At 44.6% G+C, this 22,534-nt stretch carries 2 protein-coding genes; both read left to right on the top strand.

The window, feature by feature from the left end:
* Position 1 precedes the first annotated feature (1 nt).
* Positions 2-17,623 carry an amino acid adenylation domain-containing protein gene (locus ACED36_RS17845; protein ID WP_371733631.1) on the top strand — a complete coding sequence of 5,874 codons (17,622 nt, stop codon included), beginning with the start codon at positions 2-4 and terminating at the stop codon, positions 17,621-17,623.
* Positions 17,624-17,644: 21 nt separating this feature from the next.
* On the top strand, positions 17,645-22,504 hold the full coding sequence (locus ACED36_RS17850) for an HAD-IIIC family phosphatase (protein WP_371733632.1): 4,860 nt from the start codon (positions 17,645-17,647) through the stop codon (positions 22,502-22,504).
* Positions 22,505-22,534 lie beyond the last annotated feature (30 nt).

The raw sequence follows: 22,534 nt of genomic DNA on the forward strand, positions 1-22,534 counted from the left end.
AATGGACTTAAATATCATCGACCAAATTGGCTTTTCAAACGAATCGTCTGACCATATTGAAGAAGTGAACAGCAACGATATTGCTGTTATAGGCATTGAAGTGAATTTGCCGGCTTGCAGCAATAAGTATGACTTTTGGTCAATGCTGAAATCAGAAGAACATGGTGTATCGACGTTTCCCTCTGATCGCCAAGTTGACACCGATGCATACATGCGATTTAAGCATCCAAACCTTTCTCCGGCTTATCGAACTGGGGGGTATCTTGATAGTGTCGATAAATTTGACCCCGCCTTCTTTGGCATGTCTCCAAAAGAAGCGGCCCTTACGGATCCCCATCAAAAACTGTTTCTACAGACTGCTTACCATGCTATCGAAGACGCTGGTTACACAGGAAAAATTCAAGATTCTGAAACAGGCATTTATCTCGGGTACGCCCATGATGCACTCTATCGACAATATATTGATGATGTCGCTCCAGAGCATAAAGCGTCGTCAACGTTAGGTAACCTTGCCTCAATGACAGCTAGCCGTCTTGCATATTTACTTAATCTGCAAGGGCCATCAATGGTCGTCGATACCGCATGCTCATCGTCTTTAACTGCTTTGCATCTAGCCTGTCAGGGGCTACGTAATGGTGATTGCGAAACCGCTATTGTCGGTGCCGTCAACTTAATGCTGTTACCCATTGAAACCGGTGACAAAATTGGTATCGAGTCAGTGGACGGTTTTACCCGCACTTTTTCAGATGACAGCTCAGGGACAGGGCTTGGAGAAGGTGTCATAGCATTGCTGCTTAAGCCGCTCACACACGCTATTGATGACAAAGATAACATTTGGGGTGTTATCAAAGGCAGCGCTATAAACCAAGATGGCCGCTCCGCAGGCATCTCTGCTCCCAATGGTGACGCACAGCAAAAGGTATTGGCAAAAGCCTGGAGAAATGCGGGTATTGACCCTCGAAACCTCAGCTACATGGAGGCACACGGAACGGGAACAAAGCTAGGAGACCCCATTGAAGTGTCTGCTATCAATGCCGCTTTTCGTCAGTTTACATCGGACACCGGTTTTTGCCCTATCGGCTCAGCAAAAACAAACTTAGGGCACCTTGATTCTGCGGCAGGCTTGCTGGGCATAGTTAAGACGCTGCTATGCCTAAAAAACAACCTTATCGTCCCTTCTCTATTTTTTAACGCCCCTAATCCAGCCATCAGCTTTGATGGAGCAGTCAGCGTAGCGACAAGCAAACAAAAGTGGGAGGGAGAAAATAGACTTGCTGGTGTCAGTGCCTTTGGTTTAAGTGGCACAAACTGTCACGTTGTACTTGAATCTGCGCCAATTCTAGACGCTTCCATCGATGATCAGCTAGCGCAATATCCATTTTTCCTTTCAGCAAAAACACCTTATGCACTGACATTATTGATACACAAAACTATCGAATGGTTAAAGCAATCACCTCGTTGTTTTAGCCAAGACCTTAGCTACACAAGCATCGCTGGTCGTGCTCATTTTGATTTCCGTATCGCAGTGAACTTTACCGACGCTACGTCGCTCATTACTGAACTGGAAAAGGCTATCAATGATAATAATGCCATCGACATTAATAACGTTGATGACGTTGACAGCCGATCTCAAGAAACCAATATCACCACAAACTTTTTAGCGGGTAAAACGTCCTTCAATGCGTCTGAGATTCCCTTTTCAGGACACCGCATTTCCATGCCAGGTTACGCTTTCGAACCTCAACGTTGTTGGACGCCGGTACCAGAGAGTTCTGCAGATACCATAGAAACACCTCCAACTCTCGAACCTGAAGTTTCTTCCATTGTTCTTCCTGAAGTAGAGCTTGAAGGTCAGTATGTGTCGGATACTGCGCAAATTGTCGCGAACATTTGGGGCTACACATTAGATATAGACACACTGTCTCCAGACGATGATTACTACTTGCTTGGGGGAGACTCCATTTTTGCTCTGGATGTCCAACAACTCGTCAATAGTGAGCTCAATGTGAGTATTGAGCTTCATGAACTACTTGAACACAGTGTCCTCTCTGCATTCACACAACTCGTTGAATCAAGACTCCACTCCGAAATCACAAACAGCCATTTACCTGCTTCGCATGACAACGAGATTTCACCGTTGAAATCACCACTTTCATTCGCCCAGAAACGACTTTGGTTTCTTGAACAGCTAGAAGATCTGGGATCTGCACTCAATCTGCCAACGGCACTTGAGATAAAAGGCAATTTGAATGTTGAATCGTTAACGAAAGCAATAGACCTAATTGCTCAACGCCATTCAGCACTTCGCGCGCGCTTCTCCACAGATGACAACGAAGTCACACAATCTTTTGATGCTTCTCTTTCTTGTTTTGAACAACGCTTTATAGCTGAAAACGATCTCTCCTCGACGCTTGAGGGCTTAGCCAACCAGCGCTTTTTACTAACAGAAGGCAAGCTGTTCAAAGTTAGCCTCGTTACGCTGTCAGAAACACGCCATATCTTGCTCATTAACTGCCACCACATCATTGCAGATGGATGGTCGATTTCACTTATCATTCGAGAGTTAAGTGAAGGATATGCACGCATAGAATCCGGAACAACACCGAGTGTTCAGCCACCGCGCGCATTCTCTGATTATGCCTTTTCCCAACAAGAGGTAGTGGCAAATTCAGAAGAAGATGCTTTCTGGTGTAACTACCTAAGCAATTTACCCACAACACCTTGGCTACCCACTGATTTCCCTCGACCAGAAAAACAAAGTCACGCTGGCGCCTCTTTTGAACTGGCACTAAGCAATACGCTGAGTACACAAGTAAAACAATGGAGCAGAGAGCAAGGACTAACACTTTATATGTCTCTCAAAGCCGCATTTGATATTACGCTGGCTTTGTATAGTGGACACTATGACATCGTTGTTGGGACACCCGTGTCCGGCAGGGAAAGTAATAAAGGGGAAGATTGGCGACAAACAGTAGGTCTATTTATCAATAACTTGGTTTTGAGAAGCCAAGTATTGCCTGAGAAAACCGTCTCGACATTGGTAGCTGAAGTCAAACAGGACTGCTTAAGAAGCTTTGCACACCAAGCTATGCCATTTGAACGCCTGGTTGAGCTCCTTCAACCTGACCGTGACCTTTCTTCAAGTCCGCTTTTCCAAGTGATGTTTGCCCTACAAAATGCACCTGTCGACACTGTCGAATTGAATGCTTTAACGTTGCGGATTTTGCCTCCCCTCAAACAAGCGAGCCAATATGATCTCACTTTGAATCTGTTTGACGCCAATGACGGCATTGCCGGTGCATTTGAATATTGTAGCGATCTTTACACGAAAGAATCCGTCGAAAGCCTATCCACATTATACCTTGATGTCCTTGTGGCGATGGTCAACAACGCAGACAGGAAAATCAGTGACCTTCTTGAAAATCAAACTAACGACGTGACAAAACAGCCTGAAAACACATCTGATTGGCTCAGCGCTATTTCATCGATTCGCGAGATGCTACCCGAAGCCGTCGCCTTCGAATATAACGATAAAGCAGTAACGTATAGAGAGTTTACCGACAACGCGCAGCAACTCGCTCATACACTCACAGACCACAACTGTGATCTATCAATGGTCGCGGTGGCGGCACGAACGCCTGAAGAACTCGCTACTGCGACTCTTGCCAGTTTCATGGCGGGAGGATCGGTTTTGGTACTCGATGGCGAAAACTCACATGCTTACCTAACCACGATGATTGAACAATCTGGCGCCACAGTCGCCATCGTTCCGACCCCATTAGAAACGCTAGATACCATACCTCAATTCACATACGGCGACCGTCGTATCCTATCGAAAAACACACCTGTTTCGTCACATGACCGATGTGGTGATATTTACCTTTGGGATGGCAAGGCGAAGACCCTTCAGTGTGTCAGTAGACAGAAAATTGCGAGTTGGCTAAATCACCTCAAACAAGAGCTCCCTCTTCAATCAGAAGAGCGCTGGGCAACCTCTGCGCATGATTCTATTGCTCAACTCATTGTTGATGCTTTTTACCCAACGTCTCAAGGAGGAAAAGTAACACGTCTCGACGTGGCATCCACGCTCCCTAAAAGGAATATAGAGGCTTCACTAAAAAGCGCATTGACGTTGGATCTGCCAGCTCACATGATCCCATCAAGTATTATTTCGTTAGCTAGCTTTCCAACCACGCCCAATGGAAAAATAGATCGCAAAGCTCTCCCTGCACAAAACGCATTCAAAACAGAGTCTTCTCAAGAACATGACGTATCTGAGGATATTGCAGTCTGGGTTGACATTCTTCGAGATGCGCCAATGCTTCATAGTATTCCTCTCGATGGCACCAGAACTGCGGATTCCTTCAACCGCCAAAGCCAACTTTCATGCATGCCTCCCAGCACACATGAAGGCCTAAGGTTACTGTCCCAAAGTAACGACATAGAGAACCACTGGCTGGCGCTATCGTTACTCACTGCCGCTATATCTTATCGTGGCTATGAAGCGACGCTGGTCATTAACATATGCCATAACGATAAAAGAAAGCCTGTTGTTATTCCGTTCGATACAAACCAGACGATCTTGTCACTCGCGTTCGATCTTAAGCGCTTGTGGGAGTCACTGCCGTCATGGAGCGCTGTTAAATACAACGATGAAATGATGCTCTCTACAGCCATATTCAACCCAGTTTACCAAATTGAGTTTGGCTCAACCGTCAGTGAAGAACCGACTGATATTGCTTTGCAATACGATGACAATGACAATTTATATTGGCATTACAACTCAACCGTTTTTACTAGCACGACAATCGGTCTTCTTGATGCCGCTTTTGAACAGTTAGCCAGTGAGTTCATCGCTCACCCCGCTCAATCGCCAAGCAAATATTGTCTGGTCGATCAGAAAAGCGTCGAGTATTTGCAGAATTGGAATCCTCAAATCGAACCTGAGGCCAGCAATGGGCAGCTAATCTCGCTTTTTGAAAATGCCGTTAATCAATTTACGTCTAAAACCGCATCGAAATTCATTGCTAATGATGGGGATATCAAGAACCGCAGTTTCGCAGACCTCGATCAGCAGTCGGATACCTTAGCAAAACACCTTGTTGAATCAGGCGTAAACAAAGGTGATTTGATTGCGCTTTATCTCCCACACTCTGACTCGCTCTTAATTGCCCTATTGGGAATACTCAAATCTGGCGCAGCATATGTACCACTAGACCCTTCGCATCCCGCGGCTAGAAACACCGGTATACTGAAGGACACTGAGTGCAAATGGATAGTGACAGATTCTGTCTTACGCACACAACTCCCCAACACCCTTGCTCATCCTGTGTGTATCGATGCCTTACCCGCAATTAAACATGACACCTTGTTGCCATCGATCTTGCCCAACGACACTGCTTACGTCATTTTCACCTCAGGCTCTACAGGTAAACCCAAAGGGGTGATCATCAGCCACGGTGCTGCTTTCAATTTTATTAATGGCATGCATGACTCTTTACCGACAGCCCTCAGAACACATTGGTTATGGCTAACCACTGTGAGCTTCGATATCGCATTATACGAATGGCTCGGATGTCTAAGCCTTGGTCAATGTTGTGTGGTCCCTTGTAGCGAGATCATCGCAGACGCACGTCGCATCAACACATTAGTGTCTGATCAGCACATTGACCTCATACAAACAACGCCATCGAGATGGAAACTATTACTGGATAATGAGCTGCCAAAAAGTGGATCTTTATTAGCACTTTGCGGCGGCGAAGCATTGCCAGAGCAAACGAAAGATCGCCTTGTCACTCATTTTGATGAGGTATGGAATTGCTATGGCCCCACTGAAGCAACGGTATGGTCATTATTAGCAAAATGCTCGCTGAATGAGCCAGTGTCACTGGGGCAGAATTTACCAGGATACCAACACTTCATCCTGTCTCAAGAAGGTCAAATACTGCCTTATGGCGCTGTGGGTGAACTATGTATCGGCGGCGTTAGTCTTGCTGAAGGCTACCTGAATCGTCCAGACCTGACGTCAAAACAATTTGTGAATTCAGAGGCCGGATATGTGTATCGCACGGGCGATCTCGCCACATTAAATTACGATGAATCAATGATTTACATTGGGCGAATTGACGATCAAATTAAACTACGAGGTCACCGCATAGAACTGGGTGAAATTGCCAACAATCTTAAAGCACAAGACGAAGTGTCCGATGCCATTGTCATCGCCCGTGATGATCGACTCATCGCATATGTGGTATCAAATACAGCAGAGTTACCAGACCCATTGGATCCAATTGCACTTGATTCAACGTCATGGGTTCACCTAAGCAAGAAACAAGTGAATGCTAGTGATTCAATCCGTTGCAATAAAGACACTGCAACTTATTCCCTGCTTGTATCCGGTGACCTTATCGAGTCATCATCCTTGCAAAAACTCGACGCTTCGCAGCATGTCACGATGCTACACAACGTGACACTGGGAGCATTCGATGGGTTCATTCACGCCAATACTCGACATGACTTAGGTTGGAAATTCCTGCCGCTTGGCTCGCCTTTGTCTTCTGACATCACAACAAAGAATGCCACCAAAGGCCAAGGGGTCAGTGTTACTTCTGTAGGTTTTGGCGGCGAGGAAAAACCACAGATATTGGTCCGCGGCGACACACTTCGTCCTGTGTTATCTCAACCCTATATCACACACTACCAAACACAACATTCAGCCTTGCTTGAAAAATCTCTTCTTGGCATCAAAAATGTGACAGTGTCACTTGTGGCGCGTAATGAAGACAACACCCTCATTGCTTTCTTTGCTGCATCATCCGAACATATCAATACAGCGTCGGTACAAAAAATACTGGAACGCAAATTTCCAAGGCAAGACCTTCCAACCGCTATCTACATGTTGAGCGAGGAAACTATTCATCGCTACTGCCATTCGCCTTCAACGCTACTTGAAAGAGCGGTGGCACAAAGACAGCTAACGGATACAGAATTAGCGCTCAAAACAATATGGCAAGATGTACTAAATATCGAAGAGGTTGGCCTTTCTGACAACTTCTTTACCGTCGGTGGGCATTCTTTACTGGCAGCAAAAATCATCACCAGAGTTGAAGAAACGTTCAACCTTAGACTGCCCCTAAAAACCGTGTTCACACACTCAACGTTGGCACTATTTTCTTCAGAAATTGAACAAAGTACTCGCAACGTTGCGGATGTCGACAAACCTGTCACTCCCGTGTCGCGAAACCAGCTTCTACCCCTTTCATTGACTCAGCAACGATTGTGGTTGATAGAACAAATCGGTGAGCAATCAGCCGGATACAATGTATACGATGGCTACGTTCTCGAGGGTAACCTGGACAACGTCGCATTAAATGATGCTTTCACAACCATTGTTTCACGCCACGAAGTGTTCCGTAGTCGCTTCCCTACGGTAGACGGTGAACCGATGTTAGTCATTCAAGACCAATTTGATCTTGAACTACGCATCGAAGATTGTGACGAATCCCAGTTAGATGGCTTATTAAAACGTGATGCTCTTGCGCCTTTCGACCTCGAGCATGGTCCACTATTCAGAGTTCGTATTTTCAAACTATCACGTGATAAGCATGTCCTTTGGATCAACATGCATCACATCATCACGGATCTATGGTCAGTCGGCTTACTGATGGACGAAGTCATTTCACTTTATACATCTAAGCTCGCAGGACACACCTTAGATCCAACGCCACCAAGACTTCAGTACGCTGACTATGCTGTCTGGCAACGTGATCATGTCAGATCAAATACCTTTAATAAGGAAGTGACATACTGGCAGAAACAATTGAAAGATCTTCCTCCATTGCTAGAGTTGCCAACTGACTACCCTCGGCCCGTTGTTCAGCGCTTCGAAGGGGAAAAGATCACCGTTCAATTGCCGTCATCTTTAACATCACGAATCAAAGCACTCAGCGAAGATCAGGGAACAACGCTGTTTAATGTCTTGCTCTCTGCATATCAAATCCTCCTGACTCGGTATGCCAATACCGACGACATTGCGGTTGCCTCACCAAATGCGGGCCGTACTCGCTATGAAGTTGAAGAAATGCTCGGTTTCTTTATCAACACACTCGTTTTACGTTCATCGGTTGACAGCAAGCAACCATTTGTTGAATTTCTACATCAAGTCAGCAATATGGCCGCTGAGGCGCAGACCAATCAAAACGTACCTTTTGAGCATTTAGTTGAAGTGCTTCAGCCCGTGAGAAATACGAGCCACCAGCCTTTGGCTCAAGTATCGATTGCCCTTCAAAATGCCGTATCTAGTAACTTAGCACTCGACAGGCTTCAACTCCCCGATCTCTCTTTGCAACCAATTGATGTTGATGCCAGTGTCACGAAGTTCGACTTAACGCTTTGGGCTTCTGAACAACAAGACAAACTGACCACTGTCTGGGAGTTCAATACTAGCCTGTTTGATCGACAGACCGTTGAAGAGATGGCATCACACTTTACCGTATTGCTTGAATCCATCGTTTCGCGCCCCGTCGAGCAAATTGGCCGCCTCGAATGGTTAACCTCGAATGAGTGGAAACGTCTAGTCCACGAGTGGAACCAAACATCTGACGAGTATGACCAACAGCAAACGCTGCATAGATATTTCGAATCACAAGTTGCTCAGCAGCCTAACGCGATTGCATTAGTCGACTGTGATGGTGATGAAATGACTTATCGGGAATTGGACGCGCGCGCAAACCAGTTGGCAAACCAGTTACGAAATCAAGGCGCAAAAACGGGCTCTCTCATCCCAGTGTGCTTAGAGCGAGATACCAATACCGTCGTCGCGGTCATGGGCATAGTGAAAGCGGGAGCCGCCTATGTACCAATAGAAATCAATTCTCCAAGATCGCGAGTTCGGAACATACTCACTCAGATTAGTCAGGCTAATGACGTTAATATCATTGTTACTTGCCAGTCCCAGTTATGTGCGTTTAGGCAAGCTAAATGGCTAGATACTCAGATTGACAGCTTCATTGTGATGGATGCATTGAATGAACACGTGCAAACTGAATTAGGCCGTTTTTCAGACACTCAAGCCATGTTCGACCATATTGCGGAAAACGCAAATGATGAAATCACCGCAGGTGGCTTTACCAGCATTTATAACGGTAAATGCTTCGCCCAGGATCAGGTAGACAGATATCGCGACCATGTCGTTAACCTATGTGAACCCTTATTGTACAAAGATGCCACAGTGCTTGAGATTGGGTGCGGTTCAGGAATCATTTCTTTTGAGCTCGCCAGCCAAGTAAAGCATTACTATGCTATCGACCCATCAGAAAAAGCACTTGCTGCAAACCGACTGAAACAAGCAAGCAATCTACCTGGCCTGAGTTTTCATCAGGGGTTTGCGCACGAATCAGTTCCCGTTGAACTGGGTAGTGTTGACGTTATCTTACTGGCTAGTACCGCTCAGTTTTTCCCTGGTTATCGCTATACAGAATCAGTCATCGATGCTCTGACACCGTTGCTTAAGCCTAATGGTAAGCTCGTATTTTGTGACCTACCTGACCTAGCGAAAAAGGGAGAGTTGGAGTCATCTATTGTTTCTTTCTCCGACAATAACCCGGATTCAATCAACAGCGCATGGCGACAGGATTTAGAAAAGCCACTGTATTTCCATTCTGAGTTTTTCGAGGAAGTTTCTCGCTCAACGGCGATCTATAAAAATCCAACCATCATTTCTCGATCAGCGTTGTTTGATGACGAACTTCAGTATCGTTTTGACGTTGTTCTTGATAGATGCACGCAACTCGCTCCGACTGACCCATTGATTACCACCCAGTGGCATCAAAAACAACAATCAGCAGACAACGAAAATAGATGTATTCCTTCTGATTCCACTGCTTATATCATATTCACGTCTGGCACCACCGGCACCCCAAAAGGTGTTGAGATGCAGCATAGAGCCGTCTACAACACGCTAAATTGGGTTAATACTTCGCAGAATGTCGACCAGCACGACAGGCTCCTTTTTGTTACTTCATTGTCATTCGACCTGTCTGTGTATGACATCTTTGGTGTACTAGGCGCAGGCGGGAGTATTCGGATTGCTTCAAATGATGAATGTAAAGATCCTGAAAAACTGGCCAATATTCTCCTTCGAGAGCCTATTACATTCTGGGACTCTTCACCGGCTTACATGAAGCAACTTATGCCGCTAATGGAAGGTCTGATATCAAAATCCGGTGCGGATAATTCACGCCTCAAGCGAGTGTTCTTCAGTGGTGACTGGATTGGTCTCGCTCTTCCTAAGCATGTTGAACGGTATTTCCCAAATGCTGCCATACTCGGACTTGGCGGCGCTACTGAAGCGGCTATATGGTCAAACTTCTACCCCATTTCGGATATCAATCCAGCGTGGGTAAGTATTCCCTACGGCAGACCAATCGCAAACGCGCAGTATTATGTGCTTGATGAACTTCTCTCTCCTTGTCCTGTTGGCGTACCAGGATACCTATACATTGGCGGGGACTGTTTAGCAAAAGGGTACTATGACGATCAAGTCATGACTGATCGAAAGTTCATTGCTAATCCATTAAGCGACACGCCTAGCGCTCGCTTATATCACACCGGAGACAGAGCCAGATGGATGCGTTCAGAGTCTGGTGTCTTAGAGTTTCTTGGGCGAGAAGATTTCCAAGTAAAACTTCGAGGTTTTCGTATTGAACTTGGCGAGATCGAATCCAAACTACTCAGTCATGAAAAGATAGAAGAGGCCTTCGTTCACCTCCGTCGAGATCCGGATGGTAAAGAAGCACTGGATTGCCTTGTCGCTTATCTGATTACATCAGCAGATGATCACGTATCAACAGATTCCCTAAGACGCTTTTTGTCGACACATTTACCTGAATATATGGTGCCGACATTCTATGTGGAACTTAGCGCTTTCCCTGTGACTTCAAACGGTAAGCTAGACCGCTCAGCACTGCCCGACCCACAAACAGAATCTAACGCGCTATCTAGCATTGTTTTACCTGAAACCGATGAAGAAACTGCGCTTTTGGTATTGTGGCAAGGCGAGTTATCTCGTCAATCAATCAGTACAAACGATGATTTTTTCCACATTGGTGGAAACAGCATCAGCGCCGTAAGGCTCATCGGTGCCATTCAGAAAACGTTCGGTCTAACCGTACCTTTACGTGTTGTTTTTGAGCATCGAACAATTCAAGCAATGAGTGCAGTGCTGGCTGAAATAAAAGCCAGCAATCAAAGCCCACGGGTTTCTCCATCAGCAATGCAAATCCCATCCGAACCGGACCGAAAATTTGCGCCACTAACTGCCGCACAGGCAGGCATCTTTTTCATCGACAGATTCGAGGAAAACTCATCGGCCTATCATATTCCAAGCTTGGTTGAGCTAACGTCATCGGCTGATATAGCGGCCTTAAAACAAGCTTTGGATGCAGTTGTTCAGAAGCACTCAATCTTAAGAACACATTTCTCCCTGAATAGTGAGCATGTACCTGTTCAAGAGATCATGGAAAAGAGAGAGGAAATTACCACTTATACAGAACACGATAATGTTGAACTGGAATCTTTAATCAGATCCCTAGCAACCAAAAAGTTTGACCTCTCACAAACCGGACCGGTTCGTTTTGCATTATTCAACAATGGAGAAACCAACCTTCTGCTAATGACTTTCCACCACATTGCCTTTGATGGTTGGTCAGCCGATATCTTCCTCAAAGATTTGGCCGTCGCCTACTCACAAGTCACAGCAGGAAAGGCAATAGACTTGAAACCTGCCGCTAATAGTTTTGCAGATTACGCAGCGTGGAATGAGAAAGAGCTTAGCAATGGACGAATGGACGTCCTCAAGCAATATTGGATACCCCAATTATCAGGCTATCAAAATCTAGCCATCCGAAATGATTACTCTCGCCCGTCAGTGTTTAACTACGACGGCATTGCGTCTTCATTCTCATTGAATACCAATGAGTCGCGAGCCTTAAGAGCATTGGCAGAGAGTCATGATGTCACGCTCTACACTGTTATGATGGCAGCCCTTTACGTGACATTGTCAAAGTTATCGGGACAAAATGATGTCGTGATAGGAACACCATCCGACAATCGAAACAACGCTGATACACAAGAGATTATTGGACTCTTCGTCAACTCCCTTCCTATTCGGCTAAGTTGCAACGAAACCCAAAGCGTATCGTCGTTATTCAACACAACAAACAAATCACTACTTGATGCAAAAGAGCATCAAGATATGTCGTTTGAAACGTTAACGCAGTTGCTTGATGTCCCAAGAGACACCTCTAGGCACCCTATTTTCCAAGTTATGTTTAGTGTGCAGTCATTTGCGACAAACAAAGATCATGCTGAAGAACTTCCATTTAGAGTCCCTTCGGGTACATCGGCGAGTTTATTCCCCAAAACAGCCAAATTTGACCTCAACATGTTCATTGATGACAGCGCTGAAGAGATTTCTGGCGAATTGACGGGGGCAGCATCACTTTATTCCACTCAAACTCTTGAGCGTATCAATGAGCTATACACTCACGTTCTTGAGCAATTTTCTTCTATTGCTGACCTGCATCTTCAGGATATAGATGGATTGACAGCCCAAGATAAGCTTTGGCTTTCGAATCACAGTAAAGGAAGCATTGTTGAGATCGACTACTCGGTGTCACTGGTGGATCTATTCGAACGAAGAGTTAATGAGTTACCCGATCACATCGCATTAAAGCAAGACAATGAAAGCGTTACCTATGCAGAGCTAAATACCCAAGCAAACAAATTAAGTCATCTTTTGGTTCAACAAGGGATCACTTCAGGCAACAGGGTCGGCATTCATTTACAACGTAGCATTTCAAGCACGATCGCTATTCTTGCTACGTTAAAGCTAGGTGCAACGTATGTACCACTGGATCCTGCTTACCCAGAAGCACGACTCAATTTTATGGCTGATGATGCATGTATAAATGTGTTATTTAGCCATAGCTCCCTTTCACCACTTCAGCTTCGTAATGGGGTAACAACCCTTCATATTGATGCGATTAATCTTGAACTACTGGCTAGCGATAACCTCAACATCACTCAAACAGATACGCCTATATATGTCCTCTATACTTCAGGCTCGACTGGCACACCTAAAGGGGTTATGGGCACTGAACGAGGCCTGTTAAATAGATTGCACTGGATGTGGTCCAAGCATCCATTCAATATTGATGACGTCAATTGCCACAAAACATCACTCAATTTCGTGGATCACGCATCGGAGCTATTTGGGTCACTTCTCAATGGTATAACCACACTTATCATTGGCAATCATGATGGCCAAGATCTCCTGAAAATGAGCACACGAATCTCGCACCACAAAGTGAATAGACTTGTGCTTGTTCCATCCTTACTGGACGCCATCCTAAGCCTGCCAGAACAGCGCCAGAGTGATTTTGATAGCATCACGTTGTGGACGTGTAGTGGAGAAACACTCACACCCAATACGGTACGCAATTTCTATCACTGTTTTCCTAATGCAACACTCTTGAATATCTACGGTTCTTCGGAAGTCGCGGCTGACGTGACGTGTTTTGATACTCGCAAAACCATCAATACCGACCGCGTACAAAAAGGCATTCCTCTTGGACAGCCTATATCCAACGTATCGACTTACATCCTAGATTCAAGCTTGAAAGATGTACCGCTAGGCGCGACCGGAGAGCTATACATTGGCGGTGATTGTTTGGCCAAGGGTTACACCCAAAAGCCATACACAGACGAGCGATTTACGGCACATGTTCAAACAGGAGATCGTCTATTTGGAACAGGCGATTTAGTCAGATGGAACACCTACGGTGAACTGGAGTTCATCGGGCGTAACGACTTTCAGGTTAAGGTTCGTGGTCACCGAATTGACTTAGCCGAAATTGAAGAAAACCTCATGCTATTCACCACGATTCAACAGTGCGTAGTGACTTGTATTCACCAAGGCGAAAACAAAACACTGGCAGCGTATATCGTTCCTGAACAAAGCGGTGGGATTTCCAGTGAAGTAATTCGCCAATCGCTGCAAAAACAGCTACCTGAATACATGATACCTACGTTCATAGACGTTCTCGACAATTTGCCACTCACTCCAAACGGGAAAATTGACAGACAAAAACTTCCTGAGCCAGTGATGACATCAATAACATCGGAGACATCTTATATTGCACCTCGATCAATGAGGGAAAAGCAATTGGCCGAAATTTGGAAAGAGATGTTTAGCCTAGACCGCATCAGTATCGACCAGAGTTTCTTTGCGCTTGGAGGAAATTCTATTTCAGCCGTTCGTCTGATGGCCATCATTGAAGAAAACCTCGGCTTGTCATTGAGTCTTCAGAATCTGTTCCAACTTCAGACCATAGAGGGGATGGCGGCTGCGTTAAATGATGAGCTTCAAGACAAAATACCATTGAGAAAAGAAACCCTAGCACCTCTTTCTTTTGCTCAAGAAAGATTGCTCTTTATTGAGCGTTTGGAGCAAGGAACGGATGCCTATCACTTACCAACCCTCCTACAACTCAACGATGACATAGAGCTTGGCATTCTTTCCAAGGCGATTAATCATGTCATCGAAAGGCATCATGTTTTAAGAACCCTATTCGTTCCTGACGAGAATGGTGTCGATTACCAAACAGTGATTGATACGCCTAATATTATCGAAAAAATCACAGTTAATGATGACAAAGATATTGAAAGTGAGGTTAAGCTCCGCATCGAAAAACCATTTAATTTTTCTAATGAATGCCCTCTTCGAGTAACGATGATCGAGCAAGAAGCTCAACAGTATCTGTTATTTGTTTTCCATCATATTGCTGTTGATGGATGGTCCACCGATGTGTTTTTGAGCGAAATGATAGCGTCTTATCAAGCATTTCAGAAAGGTACAAAACCTAAGTTACCTGCCTTACAAATACAGTATGCTGATTACGCAGCTTGGCAAAAAAATACGCTAAATGACGTCGAAATAGGCAAGCAGATATCATTCTGGAAAGGTCAACTTGATGGGGTGGAAACACTTACCCTCGCAACTGACAGAGCAAGGCCTAGCTCCATAGATTATCGGGGTAAAGACATTGCATTTACGCTAAATGAAGCGTTGTCTGAAAAACTCAGAAGTTTAGCCATCAGCAACAATACGACGCTTTACACTGTTTTGCTGGCCGGATTTGCGAATGTGCTTAGCACCCTTTCAAGCCAATCAGACTTTGTTATAGGTACACCGTCTGACAATAGAGAGAATCCACAGCTTCATAATTTAATAGGCTTTTTCGTCAACACGTTGCCACTTAGGATTTCGATTGAGCAAGATCAAAATGCTGAATCGCTGATTGAGACGCTCCATCGCACTCTCACCGACGCTAAGGCTCACCAGACGTTGCCATTTGAAAAGCTGGTCAGTTCTCTAAATGTACCTAGAGATACGTCACGGCATCCACTATTCCAAATCATGTTTAGCTTACAAACATTCGGCGCGAGTCATGATGACCATATGGACAATGATTTTGGAAGCATCATTTCGAACGGACCAATGGCGGAAACAGCGGCAAGATATGATCTAAGCCTGCAGATGGACGACAGCAATAAAGAGATCCGAGGGAGCATCAACTACGCACAAGCTTTGTTTGATCATGACACCATTGCTCACTTTAATGAGCTTTTGGAACTGTCATTTATTAATATTACAGACAATCCCGATGCACGTTTGATAGAGCAACACTTAGTCACCGAATCAGACGAACGAATTATCAATAAACAACACGGCTCTACGCAGGTTATTAGTGAGTTATCACTGCCTTCGGTCTTTGATGCCATCGTTAAAAAGCAACCTCTGGATTGTGCCGTTATCACTGACGGATATACGCTCACTTATCGAGAGTTAGATCGAAAAGCAAACCAGCTTGCAAACACGATCATTGAAAGTCTGTCGCTCGTTGAAAATCCCAGCAAACTTATCCCGTTGATACTCACCCCAGGCGTCGACATGCTTGTCAGCATCATCGCTGTCCTGAAAGCAGGATGTGCCTACGTTCCAGTGTCACCAGCATATCCGATAGATAGAATGATATACCTCCTTGAGGACACACAAGCGAGTTGCATTATCAGTCATTCTGAATGCGACAACGTATTGGCGTCACTCCAAGAGCATAAGACAACACGACCAACTGTACTAAAAGTGGATGATGATAGTGTTCTCTCTGCACCCTCAGAGGCTCCACTCGTAGCAATTAGCCCTAACGATTTGGCCTACGTTATTTATACCTCGGGCACCACCGGTCAACCCAAAGGCGTAATGGTAGAACATGGAAACATCACCAACTACCTTAACGCGGTGTCCTCTTGGATGGCTGACGTTAACAATGTCGACTTCTCAACAAATTATTGCTTTGACTTAACGGTAACCACCACGCTAATCCCGTTACTAAGCGGAAAATGTGTGTGTGTATACGATGGCGACATATTGGATGCGGTGGCTTACTCACAACACCTCTCCGACAAACATGTTGATATGGTCAAAACGACACCAAGTTTAGCCAAAGCACTATTGACGTCGAACGATGGCATTTCGCTTCAATTGCTAATACTAGGCGGTGAGGCATTAGACCCCGCAACTATATCCGCGCTCCGCCCTATCGCGAAAGTAATTGTTGATGAGTACGGGCCAACCGAAACCACCGTTGGTGCCATGATTGCGCAAGTTCATCCAAGTAAAGACCAAGGGATTGGTTTCGCCTACCCAAATACAACGCTGTTTAACCTGTCTCCATCAGGGAAAAAGCTTCCTGTTGGAGCGCGTGGCGAGCTATATATTGGAGGCTTATCCGTTGCGCGTGGTTACTTAAATCAACCAGCACTAACAGAAGAAAAATTCGTTAATGCCCCATTTGGAAAAAATGGAGAGTTAGTTAGGCTTTATCGAACCGGTGATGCTGTGTCTTGCTTTGGTGATGGTTCGCTGCGCTATATGGGACGCATAGATGAACAAGTCAAACTGCGAGGATATCGTATTGAACCCGCTGAGATCGCCGCACAAATACAGGCGATTGATGGCATTGCCGATGCTGCTGTACTCCCTGTTGGTCAACCCGCAACACATTTGATCGCCTATGTGGTTTCAACACCGGATTTCGATAGTGCTACACAGGATGTGAAACAGATACTAAGGGGGTCACTGCCAGAGTATATGATTCCTACCGCCATTATTGCATTGGAAACATTGCCTAAAACGGCGAATGGTAAACTAGACAAACATGCGCTTCCTGCCCCAGATCTTTCTGTAAACAACGAGTTCGTCGCACCACAAACGCCGACAGAAAAGTTAATTACCCCTATTTGGGCAGAACAACTCAAACTGCAGGAACGTGAATTGAGTGTTACGGCGAATTTCTTCGAGCTAGGGGGGCATTCACTCTTGGCGGTCCAATTAGTCAACGAGATCAATAAAACACTATGTCTAACGCTATCTGTCAGAGAGTTTATTGAGCGACAAACATTACAAGAAGTGGCCAAACGCATAGATGAAATGCAGTTAGCAAACGCACTGGATCAAGATTTGAACAACGAAGATATTTTCTCAGAAGAAGATTTCTTCTAAGCACACATTTTAGGGTTAGATATGGATATTGCTCAACGTATTAAATGCTGGCACGACTCAGGCATTGTATTGTTTGTCAAAGAAGGAAAATTGGCCGCCCGCTCGAAACCGGGAGCGATGACACCCGATATTTCAAAAGAAATTAAATCTAATAAGGAAGCCATTATTCAATGTCTTAGTGGCCTTCATGCTGAAAAAGAACAGAGTTGGCTCGCTTCCGGTGAAAAAGATGCTCTCGCGTCTTTTGCGCAGCAGCGTTTCTGGCTACTGCATCAAATCACGGGGGGTAGTCAGCATCACAACATGATATTCACACTCCCCTTACCAGCCAATACAAAACTGCCCTTACTGCAAGAAACAGTTGATATATTACTGAACAGGCACGAAGGTCTAAGAACACGTTTTTATTCAATAGAAAATCAGTTATTTCAATGTATTGATGACTCAGTTCGCCCAACAATAGCGATCAATGAAGTCAACGACATGACAGTCCAAAACGCCATTTTGGAACATCACGAAACACAGTTTGACCTGAGTAAGGCACCTCTAATCAACATTGCAGTCTTCATTTCTACAGGGGGCTCCATCACCCTCTCTGTAGTGATGCACCACGCGATCGGAGATGACTGGTCAACGGCGATACTAGGCCGAGAATTTCTATCGATCTATCAATCGCTCGAAAAAAACACCCAACCTCAGCTCGCTGAGCTGCCATATAGCTACATCGATTTCAGCTTGTGGCAGCACAAAACGCTTTATCAGAACGGGATTGCAACAGAAAAACTAAAAGCAGACTTGGCCTTTTGGCACGCTGAACTCAGTGATGCACCGAGGGAAATACCCTTTCCAATATCTAAACCTTCTAATACAACATCGTCATATATCGGTGAGCGTCAATTTCTTCAATTACCGAATGACCAAGCGGCACGAGTCCGAGATTACGCAAAACGCAAACAAGTCAGCATGTTTGAACTGATGCTCGCGAGTCTTAATACACTGATGTTTAAGTGGGCTAGCACAAACGATGTCGTCATCGGCACGGTGGAAGCTGGTAGGGAAAAACAGGAAGTTAACAATATAATTGGCTGTTTCGTTAATTTTCTAGCCATTCGAGGCCAACTATCGAAAAATGACAGCTTGGCCTCTCAACTTGAAAAAGTGCAAAGAACATTTTCCAACATTCGCGCACATCAAAGCTGCCCGTTTGATTTTATCGTAGATGAAATCAAACCAGCTAGAGGCAACAAAAGTCCTCTTTATAATGTCTCTCTGCGATACCAGAACATTCAATTGCTCGAAGATGCGTCTCACGATGACGCTATCCTGAATGAGCTCATTCCCGACACGGTAAACGCACAACTCGATCTTATGTTTTCCTTCATTGATGTCGGCGACAGCACGGCTCTTTGCCTTGATTACGACGCATCAATGTTTGATGCACTACTCGTCAAATCGCTACTCAACGAGTATTGGGACGTCGTGCTTGCTTTTGTCAGCGACGAAACGACAAAAGTGATCGACTTAACGCTTAGCCGATCACTGGCAAAGCACAATGAACCTGTCGATTATATTCTTGCCAATTTCTCTGTCGAACCCATGGAGCCAGTGCTGACATTCTGGAATAGCCAACTCAGCTTTATGCAGCCTTGGCGATTTGCTCCGTTTAACCAAATCCAACAGCAACTGCTTGAAAACAGCAGTTCCGTATATACGGAATCAATTGAAAATATTGCTATTATCATTAACTGGGACAGCTGGCTTGTTGGAGAGCATCCGCTTATATTTGCCAATGAGCAAAGCCTCCAACTATTAAAGATATTAATCGAAAAAGAGCCATTAATTCGTCCATGCACCATTGTTTTTTGTCCTATGTCTCCAGAACATGAAGAGATGTATGGCGAGAGAATCTCGTCAATTGAAAATGAATTTTTCAATTCATTTTCAGACTCAAAAGTCATCTCAGTCACACCAAGCTTTATGGTCAAATCACGTTATTACACAAATAACCACTTTGACATTAACAGCTTTCAGTCGGCACACATCCCCTATACCGATGAGGGATACGCCGCTATAACAACAGCAATGCTCCGTTCAATTTATCGACCTAAGAAAAGCCAATTTAAAGTGCTGGTTTTGGATTGTGACAATACTCTCTGGCAAGGCGTCGTCGGAGAAAAAGGGACAAAAGGCATCAACGTTTCAGATACATTTAAGGCGTTTCAGACACTTGTGCTGAGCCTTAAGCAAAAAGGAGTATTACTGACCCTATGCAGCAAAAATGAAGAAAATGACGTTTGGGATGCGATTGAAAATAATCATGACATGATGATAAAAAGAGAGGACATTGCAGCCGCCAAAATTAATTGGCATCGTAAATCAGATAACATTCACTCACTCGCTGAAGAGTTAAACCTTGGGTTGGACAGCTTTATTTTTATTGACGACGACCTCGTTCAGTGTGCAGAAGTGCGCGCCAACTGCCCAGAAGTGTTAGTGATTCAAAAACCCAAGATTGAAGATATGCATGATTGGTTGAATAACATTTGGGTTTTCGACCCGATTCTTACTGCCAACAAGGCTTCAGACAGAACACATCTCTATAAACAGAATAAAAAACGAGACCTACATAAAGCATCTACAACCACGTTTGCTGAGTACCTCTCATCATTAAATACTGATGTGACTTTTTCACCCATTAACGAGAATAGTTTATCCAGGGTGTCTGAAATTAGCCTGCGAACAAACCAATTCAGTACCACGCTTAAACGTTATGATGAAGAAACACTTTTATCCCTCTTTACCAATAAAGAATTATTTGGTTTTACGGTCCAAGTTACTGATATATTTGGTGACCTTGGCATTGTTGGTGCGGTGTTATACAGCGAAAAACAAGACCTTGCCTCATTGGAAGGGTTTATGCTCAGTTGCCGGTCAATGGGGCGAGGCATCGAGTACGAAATGATGTCACACCTCGGCAACGTTTTAGTCGTTGAAAACTGTGAAATTCCAACAGTCATCGGAGAAAGAAACACTCCCGCGAGGAATTTCATCAAGGAAATTAGCAGCATTTCAAATCCACTTGTGATGTCAACATCTGCGCTTTCTAACGTTCGTTTTAACCCAGAAAAAGCAACACAAACCAATGAAAGAAAAATCAATAAACGTCAAGATATCAACGCATCAACAGTACAAGGTATTCCTTTAACGGCCTGGTCATCGACGTCAAACTACTTTACGGCGGAAGCGATCGCAAATGCGTCGAAAACCAGCCAATTTCCAACTAAATCATCAACTATCTATGTCGCGCCCGTAACCGATAACCAACTCCTACTTTGTAACGAGATCGCATCTTTGCTAGGTCGTTCCGCAGTAGGAACCAAAGATAATTTCTTTGCGCTGGGGGGTAATTCAATTCAAGCCGTGCGGCTTCAGTCTATTCTGACCAGAGCAGGCAAACAGCTGCCTCTTCCTTTGCTATTTAGTGAGCACAGTATTGAGCACCTTGCGTCAAAGCTTGATGTCTGCACGTTGAACGCTTCCGCTAAGTCTATTGAAAACCACCACCCCTACCCAATCAGTTTTAATGACCACTGGTTGTTGGAACGTCCACAGCCTAACCATTGGAATGTATCAGAACTATTCAAACTCAAGCCCGAATTTGACAGCGTACTAGCGAAAGAAGCCGTGAGGTATATCCTTAAACACCACTCTGGGCTCAGGCGTGTCTGGCGTAAAAACGATGGGAAATGGAACCAACTCTATCTCCCACTCGAGTCGTTATCAGACTGGTGGGTGGAATTTCATCTTGATGAAAAAAGCGACACTGATAAATCAGCAGAAGTTGAACGTATCTGTGCCGAACTGCAAACTCAACTCGATATTGGGGAGAGGCTCTTTTACATTGCGTTTTTCTCTTTTGGAAAAGGACAGCCTGGTCGTCTGTTCATGGTATTCCATCATCTGATCGTTGACGGTTACTCACTAGGTATATTAAAAGAAGACCTGTCTCTCGCCTACCAACAATTACAATCTGGAGAGACCGTTGAAGTACCTGAAACTCATGTACAACTTAATGATTTTTTCAAACACCAATTTGAGAGCGCTAAACAATCCTCCATTCACGACATAAATGAATGGTTAGATAAATGCTGGGAGAACTGTGCTGATATTTATCAGAATCCATTACTTTCAAATTGGCCAATCGCAGATACACTCACGGAACCTCAATTTGTTAAACGTCCAATCGATAACAAAATAAAAGTACTTTTAGACACATGTAATGATATCTCTAACTTTGACACTGAAACACTCTTTATCGGCGCGTTAGAGTCGGCTTTCAAAAGTTGGTACCATGGTAAAAATGCGTTTTTGTGTATTACCCGAAACAATCGTGCCCACAAAGACTTCAACCTAAGCAGAACAATCGGCTGGGTTTCACGCTATGATTTCGTTTATCTCGACCAACCGAATAACCACTCTACTCAACAGTATCTCGAGTCCATCAAACTTCGACTGAAAGAGGCTCCAACCTCAAGTCAATCCTTGCAATATTTGAGGTTCAAAAGCCCAGATCAGGGAACAAAAATTTCGCATATCCCGAGACATAACCTCGAATTTAATTATGTGCCTGATGCTCCAGATGCAGCAGAAATGCAGGAAAACTCAGCGCCAGAGTACAAAGGTCGCGAAGAGGGAATGCACCCTATTCGATTCGCGCCTTTTGGCAAGCTTAATACGGACAACAACCAACTCAATCTCACATGGGGGTACAGCCCTGCCATGTATAGCGAAACGGAGATGGATGATTTCCTCGATCTTCAGATCGAACATCTTGAACATTTAACTAAATGTCTTATCACGGAAATTAATAACCCAGTTTGATAGAAAGTGAAATACATGGAGTTTTCACCA

Origin of the sequence: Enterovibrio sp. FF113 (assembly GCF_041439165.1) — a bacterium.
Lineage (GTDB): Bacteria > Pseudomonadota > Gammaproteobacteria > Enterobacterales > Vibrionaceae > Enterovibrio > Enterovibrio norvegicus_A.

Coding starts and splice junctions, on each gene's coding strand:
- ACED36_RS17845 (WP_371733631.1), top strand. CDS start 2: ATGGACTTAAATATCATCGACCAAATTGGCTTTTCAAACGAATCGTCT.
- ACED36_RS17850 (WP_371733632.1), top strand. CDS start 17,645: ATGGATATTGCTCAACGTATTAAATGCTGGCACGACTCAGGCATTGTA.